Source organism: Endozoicomonas sp. G2_2, from assembly GCF_017744135.1.
Taxonomy (GTDB): Bacteria; Pseudomonadota; Gammaproteobacteria; order Nevskiales; family Salinisphaeraceae; genus Salinisphaera.
In genome coordinates this window covers 1-17153 of the sequence record NZ_JAGHQU010000025.1, presented here as the reverse complement: position 1 = coordinate 17153, position 17153 = coordinate 1, and the positions used below count along the sequence as shown (strand labels likewise).

Below are 17153 nucleotides of genomic sequence, written 5' to 3'. Positions count from 1 at the left end.
GCCATGGAGATCTCGCAGGACTGGCAGACGGGGCGACGCTATCTGAATATGAGCGAGGACGACAGCGAATAGAACGATTACGCCAACGTCAGGATCGCGTTTTTACAGAAAGAATGTTGCTTAATCCCGCCTCCGAGCGGGTTTTGGCACACGCGAGTATTCACAACATGCCTGCCCCGCCAAACCCGAATCTCTCCGGTTCGAATACCGTGTCGATCTCAGATTGAAGGTTCGCCTGAAGGGTTTCTGCAGAAAGGGATGTTCCCAGCCCCAGGAAAAAGTGGTTCGCCATGAACGCGAGGTTGATGGTGTAACCAGCGACTGGAGCAAGGCCATAATTTGCCCAAGAACAACAATCGCCCGATCGTATCGCGAAGGACACTGCCACCAGACGCGGACGCCGGGTAAAGCCTGCGTCCGCGACCCTATCCGCATATTTTCTAGCTAGATCTCGGCTACAGGGCCCCACGATTAATCTGCAAATAATTTCCCGTTAAGTCTTGCCGAAGATCGCCGATACCGATTAGTGCGACTAACGCAAAATAGGAGATATAAAATGAAAAGACTACTACCTATCCTCGCCGTTGCACTGTTCCTGTATGCCGGCACCGTACTCGCCGCGGTCAATATCAATACGGCGAGCGCCGAAGCGCTGACCGATTTGCCGAATATCGGCCCGGCCAAGGCGGCTGCAATCGTCAAGGACCGGGAAGAGAACGGTGCCTACGACTCCGTCGACGAACTGGCACGTGTAAGCGGTATCGGCGACAAAACTGTCGAATCCCTGCGGGGTGAGGCAGTAGTCGAAGGCGCTGACGATGCAGATACCATGGACAGCGAAAGCTCGGGGAGCTAAATCTGGCACGAGGCCTTTGAACCAAGCCTGATCTACTATTCATTAAAGACTCGAAAACCGGCTTTGCGCATAGCAAAGCCGGTTTTCTTTTGGGCGGCCCAAGAAAGGACAGCCTCTGATTATATGCGCTACACCTGCTCGATATAGGACGCGTCTACGTTCGTAGCCTTATGAGTTCTATGTTAGCAATTACGAACCTCTCCCCGCCGTATCACTACAAACCGACCTACAAGCGCGTCAGCTCTGCCGCTGCAGCATGAACGTCTGGTACGTCAGGCTCTGAAATTCGCGGTCGAGCATGGCGAGGCCGGCCAGCGACGAGATGATCAGCGAGACTGCAAAGCCGTAGCCGTAGAAGATCGCACCGAGATACATGCTGAGCAGCGTAAGCAGCACATTTGAAACGAAGAAGAGCAGGCAGAGCACAAGCACGATCTTCAGCTTGTCCAGATACAGCAGGACATTGAGAATCGCCATGAAGAGCACCTGGATGCCCACGGCGACGATGTCGATATTGAACAGCGGCACGTAGTACGGCGAAAAGCCGAGCCAGTCGATCAACGATGGCGCGACGAGAAGCAGCGCAACCACCGTGATGCCCTGGATCTTGAAGATGTCGTATACGCCCTGGCGAACGGTCTCGACCATGCGGTCGAGTCGCAGCTCGATATGGCTGAGCGTATCGCCTTCGCGCACGGCGTTGTAGTAGGCGTCGTAACGCTCGGCGAAATCGGTTTCCATGCGAATCAGGAACACGGCCATGCCGGGCACGATCGACAGATACGCCAGGAAGATGGGGAAATCGTAGATCGGCGATGCGCGTAGCGGCCCGATAACGTGTTCGGACGTCGCCGGGTTGTACCAGAACAAGAACTTGTCGGCCCAGATGCCGAGGTTGTAGAACAGCCCGGTAAAGATCAGCGACCGGAAGGTGAGATTCGCGCGCCGCAGGTCGAAGGCGGCGATACGGTCGCCGGGGTAATACCGCAACACGAGAAACAGCAGGATATAACAGAGTATGCCCTGCCCGATCACGAAACCGCCGAGCAACCCTTCGAGGTCGTACCGTCGCAGTGCCATGCCGAGAATGAACGTGACCGAATAGCCAATGAAAAAAGCCCAGAGCACCTGGCGGTAGGCCTTCATGCCGGTGATGAACACCGTGATGCACCAGATGTTGGTGAGCAGCACGAAACCGACGAACATCTCGACCTGGTACAACAGCGGCGTGCCGCCGAACAGTGTGAGCAGAACCGTCAGGCCTACTGCGGCGGCAAGCAGGTTCATGACGGTGAGCAGTCCGAGCAGGTTCGGCAGGATGATACCGTGCTTCTGCTCGAACAGGCGGTCGGCCACAAAACGCGTGAATATGAGCTGTGCCAGCCCCGAGAGACACAGTGACGCCGCGACCAGATAGGTCACGGATACCAGAAACTGCCAGATCTGGTCGGACCGATCCGGCAGCAGACCGAGCGCAAGCAGCCCGATGGCCATGATGACCAGAATCGACAGCACCCAGGGTCCGGAGCTGATGATGCCGGCATAACCGTAGGCGCGCAGCAGTCCGAAGTAGCTGTCCTTGCGCAGCAGCTTGCGCAGTTCGAAACCGATACCGGCCATGCCCTATTCCCCTGCGGCGGCTACCGGTCGCGACCCCTCGGTCACTTCCGTATAGAGGTGTTCATAACGTTCGAGCATCAGTTGCTCGGAATACTGGCTGTCGACACGTGCAATCCCGACGTCACGCGCGGACATCCACGCCTCGCGGTCCGTGAGCAGATCGAGGATCGCGGCCGCCGTCGCGCCGGGGTCCGCGATCGGCACGATGCGTCCCGCGGCATTGGCCGGATCGGGCGGCGTCGCCAGCGTGGTCAGATGCGCCTTGGGATGCCCGTGCACGATCTCGTAGCAGGAGCCGACATCCGTACACACCACGGGAATACCGGAAGCCATCGCCTCGAGGGCGACAAGCGGTTGCGCTTCGCTGATCGAGGTCAGCGTTGCGACACGGATCTGCGAGAGGACGTCCTCGGTCTTCTGGAATCCGCGGAACTGGACGGTGCCGTTGAGATCGAGCTGTTCGGCGAGATCGCGACATTCCTGTGCGTATTCCGGGTCTTCCGACTCGGGCCCGACGATCCACCCCTGCGCGCCGGGCAGACGCGTCGCGACGATACGCATTGCGCGCACGAAGGTCTTGATTTCCTTGATGGGCGCGACGCGCCCGATCAGCGCGATAATCGGCGCGGTGTTGTCGCGTGTCTGCTCGCGCAGCGGCGCAAACCGGCCGATCTTGATGCCGTTCGGAATGACACGGGTGTATTCGGCCGGCGCGCCGTCGATGATCTGGCGCTCCCGGTTGCCTTCGTAGAGGGTCGTAATCGGGTTCGCTGCCGAGTACGTGAGCCGCCCGATCCCGTCGAAGAAACGGATCCACAGACGGCGGATATAGCTGACATCGTGCCGAAAACCGTGGGTGAGCACGTCGTCGTAGGTCTTGATCCACTCGGCTTCGGTGAGATCGATCTGGCGTTCCTTGGTATAGATACCGTGCTCGGTAACGATGAACGGAATATCGTGCATGTGTCGCGCGAGCGCGCCGAGAAAGCCCGCATAGCCTGTCGAAATCGAATGCAGGCATCGGCTCGGCGGCAGATTGCGGGCAATACGCGCGAGCAGGAAAAGCGGCGAATGCATATTCCGCACCGACCAGAAATAGTCGAGAAACGACGGGTCCGTGCAGTACTTGCGGTAATAGTCGACGATTTGTTCCCAGGCCTGTCGGCTATAGAGGAAATCCTCGTGTGACAGATTGCCGCGCTTGCCGAGCAACTGGGCGACTTCACACAGTTGCCGGTTCGGGTCCGAGGCGCCGGGGTCCTTGAAATACTGGTGCAGCGCATCGCTTGCCGCGAACGCCTTGCGGTTGCCCTCGAACTGACGCGGCTCATCGACGTCGCGCCCCGCGTCCATCAGGTAATGGCATTCGAGATGGACGACGTTGTCGGGCTTGTCGTAGAGAATGCCGTCGTATGCCGCCTCGCTGCCGCCCATGAAGACGATCGCAAACCGGCGATGCGGCAGGCCGCGAATCATCTGCTCGACCCAGCTCGCCACGCCACCGCGCACCATCGGATAGGTGCCTTCGAGCAGCAGCGTCACATCCGCCGGGGGATCATTGGGTTTGAGCGTCGGCCATTTCATAACCAGTACTCCGTTACCGGCCGCATGACCGGGTTGTTGGCCGCACGTTTACTCATGCGCTGCAGTGCCGGCGCCACGTCCTGGAAATCACCGCGATTGAACGCGAGTTCGGCCCACCGCGGCGCGGCGTCGTCCGGCGATAGCCCGAGCCGTTCCGCGTGTCGGAGCGCACTTTCGGCGTCGTCATAATTCTTGAGCTCGAGACAGATACGCGCCCGCATCAGCCAGCGCTGGGCGGTCGCCTGCGCTTCGATGGCGGTATCGATCGCATCGCGCGCCTTGGTGAGCATGAGTTCCTCGACGCTGCCCTTGGCCAGCTGCAGATAGGAAAACTCCCAGAACAGCATCGCACGCTCTTCGTGCAGCTCGCCGTCGCGATCCCCATTGGCCACGATCGCGTCCCGTACCGCATTGAGCTGACTTTCCAGGTCGCGCTCGATCGAGTTGAGCATGGCGTAGGCGAGCAGCCGAACCTCGTCGGCCGAATCGCTGAGACCGGACCGTAGAATCGGCACGGCATCGCGACGCGGCAGGTGCCGACAGGCCAGAATCGCCTGCTGGCGGCGGTTGCGATCGTCGAAATGCATGAGCACCGACGACAGGCCGTCACGCATGAACACATCGTTAGGGTTCACGGTCACGGGCTGGAATGGCAGATCCGGAATCGCCAGCGCATCCCATTCCTCGGGCTTTTCCCGGTAGGCGAAGTAAAGCCCCGGCAACATGCTGAGCACCAGACCGAGCGCGCCCAGCGGCGGCGCGAATACCGCGGCGGTCGCGAGAAAAGCGAATCCGCCGCCGACGGGCCGTTTGTAGTTCGGCGGCAGGGCAAGATAGACGCCGACGATCAGCACCGCGCAGCCGATCAGATGCACGAACAAAATGGTCGTCAATCCGACCGGCCCATGCCAGCCGGCGATAAACACCCACGCCGCGAGCAGCTCGATCAGCAGCCCGAGCGGAATGAAGATCAGGCTAAGCAGACGCATGCTGTTCCGCCTGCCGACGAATACCGGCCAGCAAGTTCGACGCCGACTGCTTGCCGTCGATCGCGCGCTGGTGGAATACGAGCCCGCTGTTGGCGACATCCACACCGAAGCGCTCGTTGAGCAGCATGGTCATGCGCTCGCGATATGCGCCCGCACCGCGCTCCGGCGTCAGCGGCATGAGCACGTAGATCACCCGTGTGTCCGGGCCGACCTCGGTCGTCCAGGCGAAATCGAGCGCGCGCAGCTGCTCGTAGACCAGATCCGACAGGGACTCGACGCTGATATCGCGGATATGCCCCGGAATCTCGTAAGCGATCAGCAGGGAGCTGAGCTTGTAACGCGAGGCGTATTGCGTCCAACGCTTGAGACGCTGCTCGAACTGGAAGCGCGCGAGCTCGGAATCCGCCGGGGTGCGTTCGTAGGCTTCGGTGATGATATCGCCCAGATTGCCGCCGAGCACCGACAGAAGATGCAGGTTGCCGCGCTGAAACTCCACGAACGGCATTTCGGTCACCGTCACCAGCGCCCATATCCGGTCGTTTACGTCGATCAGCGGAATCACGGCAAGTAGCGACTGGCTCCGATTCTGGAGCTCCTCTTCCATTTCGCTGCGCAGGCTGATCATGCTCCGATGCTCGAAACAGGCCTTGACCATCGGGTGATCGGCAATATCCACATCCGACGGATACCCGCCGATGAACGAGGCAGGTTCCTTCGCGACGCGCTCTTTCTCGTCAACGATGTACAAGGCGCCCTGCTCGACGCGGCCTTCGTGGGCCACGAAACTCAGCAGGTCGGCCGCACGTTCGGTGAGAATATCGTCACCGGCTTCGACGACGTCGAACCGCTCGGCCAGCGCCTGCAGCACGTCACGCAGGTTGTGCGGGTTAGCCGCCAGACGTTCGGCGAGTTGATCGTGCGACACGCGCAGCACGTGGAAATTGCGCACGAATTCATCGAGGCGCGTGCCCTGATAGTCGTTGATGATCTTCATCTGGGTCAGACGACGACGCCAGATGTCGGTGAACTCACCCGCGACCATGCCGGTGAGCAACACGCCGATGGCGTACTGCACCGGCAGATCCGTGACCGCCCAGCCGGCGCTCGACGCGACCACCATGATCGCCACCGTGAACAACGCACTGGCAAAACCGAACAGAAAGCCGTAGCGCAAACCCGCCAGCAGCGGGCCCACGACCAGCCACGAGAACGGGCTGTCGTAGAACAGCGGGTCCTGCGGGTTGAACAGCCACCCGGCTGCCGGAACGAGCAGCGTGATCACGACTGTCTCCAGTATGCGCACCCACATGGGCGGCACCTGGTAATTCACATCTTCGATCTGGGTGACCATAGGCAACCTTTCGTGCTGTCCCGGCTAAACGCGAGGCCGATTCAAAGCGGCATGTCGCCGACGAGACCGCTCATCAGCTGCTGCGCGGTACCGCTGACCGTGGCGTAGCCCCAGCCCGCCTTCGAGCCAGACGCGCTCCACACCGTGGCACCCGTGTTCACGTCGATCACGCGGAGACTGATGCCGACCGCCGGTTCCCCGTCGAGGCCGGTCTTGTACTGCCACTCCTCGACCGCGCCGGTCACGCCGTAGCGATACCCCTGATTGCGGGCCCAGGTGACGGCCTGGTCGAGCGCCGCGGCCTGGTCGAACTCGGGCAGACCGCCGTTGTTGGTCCGTGGGGCCGGCGTCAACTGGCTGACGCCCTGCTGGTGCAGCAGCGTGGTCAGAATCGCTTCCGCGCGCTCACCGGCCTGCGGCGTTTCCGCGTAGTTGGCGATCGGCAGCAGCGCCCATCGCGCGTTGGCGTCGAGCTGCTGGCTGCGATGCACGTCGGTGACGGCACAGCCGGACAGCGTGATGAGGGCAAGCGCGAAAAGGCTTGCGATGAAGGTCGTGCGTTTCATGACTGTGGTTTCTCCCTGCCTACGTTGGACGATGATGAGCGTTGCGGTGCTCTGGTTCGCTAGGGCGCTAGCGCCCTAGGAAATACTGGTATTTGATGGAACCCGAGTACGAATTGTCCTGGGTGTTGCTGCCGGTCTGATCGACCCCGAAGTTCAGGCTGAGCTCGTCGCTGCCCAGAATTCGTGTACCGATCGCGAAATTCGCGCCGATCCCGAAATCATTATCCGGCATGACGTACCCCGCATCGAGATCGAAGCGATAGCGCGGCGATGCGACCACGGGATACTCCTCGCCCGGAATCCCGCGCGCGAAGGAGATCCCCGCGCCCACGAAGGTGTAGCGGGTGGGCACGACATCGTCGAGCTCCGTGCCCGCGGGCAATCGCGCGGCCATATCCGAAGGCAGGTCGTCTTCCAGGAAGTTCTGCTGCGTATTCGCAAAACCACGCACCTGCACCTGGTGGGTCGGGCCGACCATCAGCGAGTGCTGATAGGAGGCCTCGACGCTGTAGCCGTCGCCCAGGTCATTGCGCTCTTCGCGCGAGTGGAACTGCGAATACTCGGCCTGCAGCGAGACACTGTCGCGGGCCGTGAGCACCCAGTCCAGCCCGATGCCGATATCGTCGCGCAGGCCCAGCGCGCGCAGCTGTCCTGTCTCGTCGGCCAGGCTGTTGTAGTCGAGGAACACCGCGGCCGTCACGTTGCTCTTGACCTGCCATTCCTGGCGCAGGCCGAATTGCGCCGTGTCTTCGGAATCGGTCGAGACAGCGCCCACGCGTACCGTGGTCATCCCCCGGCGTTCACGCCAGTTGAGTTCGACACTCGCGAAGCGCTCGTCTTCCAGCCCGTCGAGATCGACCAGATCGTCCTCGGCCGAGAGCTGACGGGCACCGAGTTCCACGCGCGTCGACAGGCGTTCGCCGCTCAGCCGCAGGAATACGCTTTCGGACGTGACGTCGAGATCGCTGATACTGCGCACGATGAGCTCGGTGCCGAAATTCTGCGGCATCTCCTGATACAGCTCGGCGGCGTAGCGCGGCACCACGTCGATACCCGTGACGTACGGCTCGTTCGGCCGTTCGTGGTTGAGCGCGAGCACGAGTGCGCGCTCGCGATAATCGAGCTGACGCAGTGCCGAGATGCGGTCGGCAATACCGATGTCGCCGCCCTCGCGCGAGCCATCAAGGATGCGCTGCATGGCCACCTGATCGTTCGCCTGAAGAGCGACCGCCAGCTGCTGCCAGTCCTCGGTGGCCACTCGGCGCCGATGCGCTTGCAGCAGCCAGTAGCGGGAGTGGGCCGGCTCTTCCTCGCTCAGGTAATAACCGAGAAGCATCTCGATATCTGTCGGCGTCAGGTCTTCGCCGCTGCGTCCATCGAGCGCACGACGCAGCCACGCACGCCGCCCCTCCGGGCCCAGCATGTTCGCCTGGGCCGAGAGGATGCGCGCATTCTGTTCGCGTTCCGTACGGGTAAGCTTGCCTTGCGCCTGAAGGTCTCTCATCAAACGCGGGCGCAGCTCGACAAGCGCGTACTCGCGCATGCGGCGGGCCGAATCGAAACGGCGGCCGCGCTCGAGCGCATCGGCATAGTCGAGGACGAGCAGGTAGTTGTCGCTGTCGCGGCGGACCGCACGGTCGAACCAGGGCAGTGCGTTGCGCGTCTGGCCCAGCTCGCTGTACGCCATGGCGAATACCGGCCACTGGCGCGGGTCGTTGCGCGCCCCACCGGCCCAGGCTTGCGTGTAGCGGGCCAGCTCGTCGTGCCGACCGCTTTCCGCGAGCGTGTACAACAACGCCGAGCGGCTCGACACATCCCCCGGCTCGAGCGCCAGCGCCCGCAGATAGGCGACGCGCGCCTTGTCGAGTTCGCGGTGCTCGAAATGGTAGTCGCCGTACAGCTGCCAGTAGTCCGCGTTGTCGGCAAACAGCTGCGGCCTCGTTTCGGACATGGCGATCAGTTCACGCGAAAGCTCATTGCGCTCGAAGCGCTGGGCCAGGCCCAACATCAGCACCACGACTTCGGCGTGCTGGTTCTCCTGCCAATCGGTCCGAGTGACGTCCATCGCGAGGTCCAGACGGTCGGTCTCGGCCGCACTCTGAACGAGCCGCAGATAGCCGTTTTCGTCGAGCCGGCGATCGAGATACAGCTGATAATAAGCCTCGCGTGCCGGCACGAGTTCGTTCTGGTTCCACGCGAGTTCGCCCAGCGTCTCCCAGTAGTAGCGCTCTGCCTCGGTGCGGGTTCCCGGCTTCTCGGGCAGTGAACGCAGCACGGCAAGCGCCCGTTCGAGCTCCCATTGCCGCGCCAACAGACGCCCACGCGCCTGCGTCTCGTCCAGAGAACGCCCGAAGCGTTCGCCGATCGTGTTCCAGGTCGCCAGCGCGGATTCCGTATCGCCGTTGAGTTCCTGCAACGTCGCAAGGCGAACCCAGAGATCGCGATCCATCGAACCGCCGCGGACCCAGTTCGACAGCATCGAAATGGCCCGATCCGGATCGCCCTCGCTGTTGAGCACGTCGACGAGCATCCGTCGCTGGCTCGGATTGAGCGGGTGCCGCGACTGGATACGGCTCAGCGCCGCCAGCACCGCGGACAGATCGTTCAGATCGGTCGCGATATCGATGATCTGGTTGTCGTAGTCATCATTCGGATGCTGGCGCGCGAGAATCTTGTAGTTGGCCAAGGCCGCCGCGCTCTGCCCGTTCCAAACCTGAACCCGAGCGAGCTGCGCGCGCAGGTTTTCATTGTCCGGATTGCGATCCACGAGCCGCTGCAGGCCCTCCATCGCGGCCTTGAGCTGATTGCGCGCAAGCGCGATCTGGGCATCGCGTTCGAGGCCGTTCTCGTCGTCGGGGCGCAACGCGACGTATTCCCGTGACCACTTCTGCGCAAGGTCGAGCCGATTGTTCGCCAACGCCATCTCGATGCCGATATCGAGAAATGTTGGATCCTCGGGGTAGGACTCGATGAACCCTTCGGCAAGACGCAGGCTGCTGCGATCGTTCGTCTGTTGCGCCGCGTCGAGAGCGGCAAGAGCCGCGTCGCGCCGACGATCGGGATCGTCCGTGGCTTCAAAGGCCGAACGCCACGCCTGTGCAGATCGCTGCGGTTCGTTCGCAGCAAGCGACCACCGCCCGGCCAGCGCATACCACTGGTAGGACTGTTCGCTGTCCTGTTCGGCCAGGCGCTCGTACAGCGAGGAGGCGCGCGCCGGCTCACCCAGGGTCAACCAGCGCTGCGCGAGCGTTTCGAGCTGATCGTTGCCGAGCGAACGGTCCTCGATCGCATTCATCTGTGCGACGAGCTGGCCGCGCAGCTCAGCGCGCTGGGGATCGTCTTCCTCGAGCGCGTTGAAGGCCTGCCATGTCACCTGCATGTACAGCCAGCGCGTCTCGGTGTTGCCGCTGTCCGCCAGCGGCAACAACACTTCTCGCGCGCGGGGAATATTGCCGGCCGCGGCGAGCTGGCGTGCGAGATTCATGCGCAGCTGATCGTCTTCGGGATTCGCGCGCAACAGCTCCTGCAGGTAGCTGATGGATACGCTGCTGGGGTCCTCGCGCTGCTCCAGGTTGTGGCTCAGCGTGAGAAAACGCCGCGCCGGAAACAGCAGCACCAGCGCCAACACCAGCACGCCGGCAATGAGCAGCAGCGTGACGGGCCGGATGAACCGAACCCGTTTCTCGCTCTCGGGCTTTTTCGAACCTTGGGTATTATCGGCCACAGTCGATCCTCACCGGCCCCGAAGTGCTGCCCTGATAACGCAGGGTCACACTGTTGCCACCCCCCGAGCGTTGTGCGCCCGCAGCGTTGACGCGGCAACCGCTTACACCGCCCAGCTCCACGTCCAGCGACACCACTTCGGCACTGAGTTCCACCGTCGTCACGTCGCCGGATTGGGTCCAGTTTGTAATCCGGCCATTGGCGCGACGTACATACGGGGTCGCGGGCTCACTGCCCTGCGTATCGAGGGTGACCCGGGGCGCACCGCTGAGCGCGACATAGCGACCTTGTGGCAAGTCACGGACGCCGGCAACGCCATCGGAACGCGCGATCGCGGGCCAGCCCATCGCCGCGGGCAAACGAAGGGTCCGCGTCTGCGTTGCCCCCGTAATTTGCCAGCCGCCATCGAGCCGGCGGGCGACACCGACATCGTTCCAGTTACTGGCAATGCGACTATAGGTGCTCGCATACACCGGCACCGTGTTCTGCGAGCGCGCGTAGTTGTAGACGTCCTTGAGCGCGTTCAGCGATGCCGGACGTCCCGCCGAATAGAAGTGATAGTAGATATCGATCGGCTTCAGCCGTCGGGGCATGTCGGTCAGCTCGTACGTCTCGATGACGCGTCGATAACCCCAGTACGGGCCGGTCATGTCGTTGGTATAGACATTCTCGTTGATCACCGGCGCGTAGACCTGCAATTGGTCACCGACCGGACGCAACATGGCCGAAACATCGGTCAGCGTCGGGTTGTGCTTCATCACGTGCGTATTACCGCCGTTGATGTTCGCCAGCCCCAGGCCATCGGCGATGGCCAGCGCCTTCTCGGGCGGTAGCGCGTCGCCGCTCCACAGCACGGCTTTCACTTTTTTGCCTGGCGGCGCGAGGTTCTCGTTGATATAGCGCGCGGATCCCGCGACCTCTTTTTCGAGCGAGAAACGGTAGCCCTCGATCGGCATGTTGAAGGGAAAACCAGCGGCAGTGCGTCCCTGACCCGCGAGGTCGCCCTCTTTCAGCTCGACCCAGTCGAACGGGTGACTGAAGGTATGCGTACCGATCTCGACCCACGGCAACCGAAAGATCTCGCGCGCGATGGATTCAAGCTGGTCGCTCAGCTCGGAGTACATGCCGTTCGGCCCGGTCTCGCCCTGAATAACCGACACGGTCGTCGGCACGCGATACTGGCGAAAGATCTTGTCCAGCATCACCTGTGACGTGAACGGATTGCCCGGGAACGCCGCGCGGTTCATGAACGCATCGCCGTCGACTTCGGTCATCCAGTAGCGGGAGCCGTTTTCCGTGGTGGCGTCCGGTATCGGCATCTCGGGCAGATCGAGCGCGCGCTTGAAGAACGCGAACGGATCCAGAATCCAGCGGCGTTGGTCCAGCCCGCCCTGTTGCAGAATCCACGGCGACAACGCCACGCCGCCCCAGTCGCCCGACGCGATCGGCACGAACTCGGAGCCGTTCGAGTCACGAAGTCGCAGATGCGACGTCACATCGTCGCCGACGATCTGGTAATAACCGGACTGATTGGTCTCCGCGCGCTTGGGAATACCTTCAAAGCCGATCAAGTCGTCGTGGCTCAGGATCTCGACCTGGGCATCGTTGAGTGTCGGCACGACCTGAAGGCCCATCAGATCCGCCAGATCACCCGAGACATCCACACCCGGGTCACCGAGCATGGCCACGTGCAGCCCTTCGCGCATCTGCTCTATAAGCCAGGGCCGATAGCGGCCGCCGTTGGACACGCCGCCGCTGAACCAGGTCACGATGCCGGCATAGCGGCCCACCAGGGAATCGCTCGGCAGTGCGCCATTCACGTCCACATAGTCGGCGCCATACCCGAGATACTCGAGCGGCATGGCGGCATAAAGATGTGCATTTGAGAAAGCCAGGTTCCCGTATTCGAGCTGCGTCGGGTCGTAGACGATGAGCACCCGGCGCGGCATCGGCTCGATGCTGCCCACACCGACCTGATTGATCGCGCCGTTGGTCACCCACGGCACGATGCCGGCATCGGCGATCCGCCGCGCGGTTTCACGCGCCACGTCGCGGTCTGCGGGGGCGACGTAGTCGATTGCAATCGCCGGCAGGCCGTAGTCATCGCGCACGCGTTCGAGCTGATTCAACACATACTGCGAGTCTTCTGCGCTCACGTCGCGGTAGCTCTGCGTACGCGCATCGTACGATTTATACAGGGACTCCGCGGCCACGCCGACGATATCGCCCTGGACTCGATCGAGAACCTCAAACCCGCGATTCAGCAGCAGCTTGACGCCCGGAAACTCGCTGCGTATGCGCCGAATAAGCGCAACGAGCGCGTCCTGCTGTTGCTGCGCGGATGCGTCGTCGGTCGTGAACAAGCGGTAGCTGTCCAGCGTGTCCAGGAACAGGGCGCGGTAGCCGGCCTGCCACAACGGGCGAATACGGTCGTTGACGATGTAGTCGCCCCACTCCGCCCGGGTCAGATCGGCCGCCTGACTGCTCCAGTTCTCATTGCGCGCCTTGAGTGCCGCCTGGGGTACGGCGTCGGCACCGCGCCAGTGTTCCGCCTCGCCCAAGCTGACGTAGGCAAACGCCGTGGTGCCATGCTGCTCCAGCGACGTCAGCTCTTTATCGCTGACATGCTCGGATTCGACGACCGCCCAATCGAACTGATTGAGCATCTGCACCGGCACGTCGTTCCCGTAATAGAATGCGACGCTGGGCTGCGCATCGACATCCGCGAGAGCCGACGTCGAAACACTCACAGCCAGCATGACCAGACTAAAAGCGAGCAGATGTCGGGCCATCGCCAAGCGGGCGGCCGCGCGCTTGCGAACGGCAACACCGGCTCGCGCGACGCGAGCGCTGAGAATGATCAACTGCCAGCTCCTTTAACCGTATTGGCACGCGCAGGCAACACCGCCGATGAGAGCGACACGCGCGCAGTTTGCGGGTGCGTCACTGCGCGTGCCCGCAGCAACAGGTCACGAAAACGGGTACCCGAGAAAAACCTAGGCATTGTCAAACCCCCACAGCCTGCACCACATCGGCAAGGCAGCGCGTGGCTGCCCGCATGAATACGTGCACTGGCCAACAAGCTGACACGGATTGGATATCTCGGCGCGAGCCCGCGATTCGAGATCGACGCCGAACACCTGCACCGCCCTGCGAACGGTACAGCGCGCGTGAAGACGCTCGAAAAGCTGGCGAAGCGCGCCAATCCACGGGCGCGACGACGCGCCTCATCGGGCCGCTGGGAAAGACGAAGCGGCACGCGACGCTTGCTGTAAGCGTAAACGCTATGCGATCCAACGGGCCCGGCGCCGCGACGTACGGCCGAACGGGCACAAGCATGCCGCGCCATTCAAATTCCCTGTGCAGTCCCCGACAGCGTGCAATCGCCGCCTTCTTATATACGACCAATCTACCACAAAAAAAAATGCGGTTAGGAAGATTTGACCACGGCGTTTAACACAGCGTCGCACGGTCACAGCGCGCGCCAAGGGTGCGGCGCGACCCACCAACTCGCAAGGGCCGCAGGCGCAGCGGCACCGAGCAAACCAGGCTTTCAAATCCTGGTCAGCGCCGCCAGATCAAGGCAAAGCGGAGTTATGGCTCAGCTGCTGGATCTCGCCACTTTCGCCCTGGCGTGTAAATCAACCCTCGCCCAGCACATGTTCATGAGGCCGCAGTAAACGGCAAAGACCGCGAGGAAGGCGACGAACCGGGCGCCCTCGTTAATCTCCATGGCCTGCGCGAACAGGCCTGCCGACATGAAAGAGCCCGCAACGGCCAGCCATGCATATAGCGCCCAGCCCGGGGTTAGCCCTGCGCGCTGGAGCAGGTGGTGAAAATGATAGCTGTCGGCAGCCAATGGGCTCTTGCCGCGGAAAACACGCGAAACCATCAGGTACACGGTATCGACCAACGGCAGCCCGAAAAGCCACACCGCGGTGATCGGGTCCATGACGGCAGCCGGACCCTGGGCGCCCTGGATGGCGAACCAGGCGAGTATGAAACCCAGCACGAGACTTCCGGCATCACCCAGGAATATCCGCGCGTGGCGCTGCCACGGCATGCGCAGGTTGAACATCAGAAAGCCGAGAAGGCTGCCAATCGTCAGACACAGGAGCACGATGTTGACGGCACTCGTACCCGCGGCCAGCGACAGGATGATTCCGACGACCAGTACCGCGAATCCACCTGCGAGGCCGTCCATTCCGTCCACCATGTTCACCGCGTTGATCAGGCCCACGGCCGCGAAAATAGTGAACCAGATCGCATGACCGCCGAGTTCGACGTCCGCGCCACCAGTCAGAGAGCCGAGGTTCTGCAAATACACCTCGCCGAAAAAGCACATGCCCGCACCCACGGCCAGCGTCTGCATGGCAAGACGCACCGGTGCCGGCACGTGTTTACGATCGTCCAGCGCGCCGAGCACGAGAAGCACCGTGATGCCGAACGCGAAGCCCGCGAACTGGCGAGACGGCACAAGACCCATGCCCAGCAGCACGATCGTGCTCGCGATCGCGAGCCCGCCGCACAACGGCGTGGCGAGAGAGTGCCCCTTGCGACCGCCCGGATGATCGACATGCCCGATCTTGAGGCACAGCGGTTTCAACAGAAATATAGCGGCTGCACTCGTGACAAAAGCCACTACAGCTATTAGTACACCCGACATGGAACCGCCATCATGAAAACCTTGAGGCCAACTCGATCATGCGCAGAGTATTGCGTCAGCAGATGACCGAAACATGGCACGCTGCGAATTCAGGTCGCGAACCTACATGCGACTACTTGAATGCAGCATGAACCATGCCGACCGCCTGTGTATGGTGAATCTTACAACGGTTGCAGACTCGCGCCACTATAAACGCCGCATTTTTTTACAGATGAGACGCATGCCAGATCGGCTGGGCCGGCACGCAACGAGCTTGTGCAGAGGCTTCTAGCGAACGGCTCAGCGTGTTCGCGGCGATAAACGCCGGCCACGGCCCATCAAGTCAGGGCCAATTACCTCGCGGTGCATTGCCGGCGTACTAAAAGCTGCAGCCGGTCCCAAGGCGCTCGGCTAATCCTCATGCCTGTTAAGCGCCATTAATCAGACCCGGTAATAATCACGATACCAATCGACGAAAGCCTTAACGCCCTCGGTAACGCGGACCTGAGGTCGGTAGTCCACCGCATCGAACAGGCCCGACACGTCGGCACTCGTAGCCTCGATATCGCCGGGCTGCATCGGCAAGAATTCCTTATCCGCCTCGATCCCCAGGCACTCTTCCAGACGCTGGATATAATCCATCAGCGGCACCGGGTCGCCGTTACCAATATTGTAAATCCGCCAAGGCGCACAGCTCGTGCCCAACGTCGGCGCATCGCTGGACCAGGCCGGGTCCGGCTCGGCGGGCTTGTAGAGAATCCGCACCACACCCTCGGCAATATCATCCACGTAGGTGAAATCTCGCCGGTGCTGCCCGTGGTTGAATACCGGTATGGACTCGCCGGCCAGCATCTTGCGCGTGAACAGAAACAAGGCCATATCCGGCCGACCCCACGGTCCATACACGGTGAAGAACCGCAGCCCGGTTGTCGGCAACCCATACAGATGAGAATAGGAATGCGCCATCAACTCGGTGGCGCGTTTGGACGCCGCATAAATCGCGGCCGGATGATCGGCTGTGCCCTGTGGGGAGAACGGCATATCCGTCGATAGCCCATACGCCGAACTCGTCGACGCATACACCAGGTGCTCGACCTTCGTATGCCGACAGCCCTCAAGCACGTTTAACGTGCCGGTCACATTGCTGTCGATATAGTCGTGCGGGTGCGTCAGGGAATGCCGCACGCCCGCTTGGGCGGCCAGGTGCACCACGCCATCGAAACCATGTGCTTCGAACAGCGCCGGCATCGCCTCGCGATCCGCAATATTCATATGAACGGACTCGAACCCATCCCGCGCGATCAGCCGATCCAGGCGCGCCTGCTTGAGCGACGGGTCGTAATACGGATCAAGGTTATCCACGCCGACCACCGTCTCGCCACGATCCAGCAACGAATGCGCGACGTGCGAACCGATAAACCCGGCCGCGCCGGTGACGAGTACCTTCATACAATATCTACCACTGGTTTGAGCGTAGCGAGCAACGCCGCAGGCCGCGCAGTATAACGCGCACCCATTCCGTAGGTCGGCTTAGACAGCTGGCCGTAAACAACAAAGCCTCACCCGCATCAACCTAAGCTTCTAGCGCCCCATCGCTGAGGCCGCTAGCCCCATCATCGCCCTTTGCTAAACTCCCGCAGCATCGGCGGGACAAGACGCTACGCACAACGCGCACGACCGGCTCGGACCTGCCGGGGAGTGCACCATTCGTTCTGTAAATTGGCCTGAGCCGGAAAGGTGACAGGCCACCCGCTATCCTTTCGTTGGAATTCATTAGCCGTGAATGACGAAAGGAGTAACGAATGGCCTGCCAACGACA

Annotated in this window: 11 protein-coding genes; 2 read left to right on the top strand and 9 right to left on the bottom strand. The window is 61.9% G+C overall.

The annotated features are described in order from the left end of the window. Both J7355_RS17545 and J7355_RS17540 read left to right on the top strand, forming a co-directional pair. Positions 1-227, top strand: a 227-nt coding sequence (locus J7355_RS17545) for a hypothetical protein (RefSeq protein WP_209065044.1), incomplete at its 5' end; no start/stop codon positions are given. Between the two features lie 329 nt (positions 228-556). Next, positions 557-856 (top strand): ComEA family DNA-binding protein, encoded by a 300-nt coding sequence (locus J7355_RS17540; RefSeq protein ID WP_209065042.1) that lies wholly within the window; start codon positions 557-559, stop codon positions 854-856. Between the two features lie 237 nt (positions 857-1093). On the opposite strand, the gene pelG is transcribed toward J7355_RS17540, so the two are convergent. The 9 genes from pelG to J7355_RS17495 all read right to left on the bottom strand — a co-directional run bounded on the left by pelG (position 1094) and on the right by J7355_RS17495 (position 16783). Then, entirely contained in the window at positions 1094-2476 is a 1383-nt protein-coding gene (gene pelG / locus J7355_RS17535; RefSeq protein WP_209065041.1) for an exopolysaccharide Pel transporter PelG, read from the bottom strand. Between the two features lie 3 nt (positions 2477-2479). Then, positions 2480-4060, bottom strand: coding sequence for a GT4 family glycosyltransferase PelF (pelF, locus tag J7355_RS17530; protein ID WP_247740077.1), 1581 nt, complete (start codon positions 4058-4060; stop codon positions 2480-2482). Next, on the bottom strand, positions 4057-5049 hold the full coding sequence (locus tag J7355_RS17525; protein ID WP_209065039.1) for a HEAT repeat domain-containing protein: 993 nt from the start codon (positions 5047-5049) through the stop codon (positions 4057-4059). The genes pelF and J7355_RS17525 overlap by 4 nt, the downstream gene beginning before the upstream one ends. Beyond that, a complete protein-coding gene (locus J7355_RS17520; protein WP_209065037.1) occupies positions 5036-6400 on the bottom strand; it encodes a PelD GGDEF domain-containing protein in 1365 nt (454 codons plus the stop codon). Before J7355_RS17520 ends, J7355_RS17525 begins: the two co-directional genes overlap by 14 nt. A gap of 41 nt (positions 6401-6441) precedes the next feature. Beyond that, positions 6442-6966, bottom strand: a complete 525-nt coding sequence (locus tag J7355_RS17515) for a hypothetical protein (protein ID WP_209065035.1) — start codon at positions 6964-6966, stop codon at positions 6442-6444. Positions 6967-7033: 67 nt separating this feature from the next. Continuing rightward, positions 7034-10690 (bottom strand): tetratricopeptide repeat protein, encoded by a 3657-nt coding sequence (locus J7355_RS17510; protein ID WP_209065033.1) that lies wholly within the window; start codon positions 10688-10690, stop codon positions 7034-7036. Next, entirely contained in the window at positions 10680-13553 is a 2874-nt protein-coding gene (locus J7355_RS17505) for a bifunctional glycoside hydrolase 114/ polysaccharide deacetylase family protein (protein WP_247740076.1), read from the bottom strand. The genes J7355_RS17510 and J7355_RS17505 overlap by 11 nt, the downstream gene beginning before the upstream one ends. 737 nt (positions 13554-14290) lie before the next feature. Then, positions 14291-15295, bottom strand: a complete 1005-nt coding sequence (locus J7355_RS17500; protein ID WP_209065031.1) for an MraY family glycosyltransferase — start codon at positions 15293-15295, stop codon at positions 14291-14293. Between the two features lie 480 nt (positions 15296-15775). Then, positions 15776-16783 carry an NAD-dependent epimerase gene (locus tag J7355_RS17495; protein WP_209065029.1) on the bottom strand — a complete coding sequence of 336 codons (1008 nt, stop codon included), beginning with the start codon at positions 16781-16783 and terminating at the stop codon, positions 15776-15778. Positions 16784-17153: the final 370 nt, after the last annotated feature.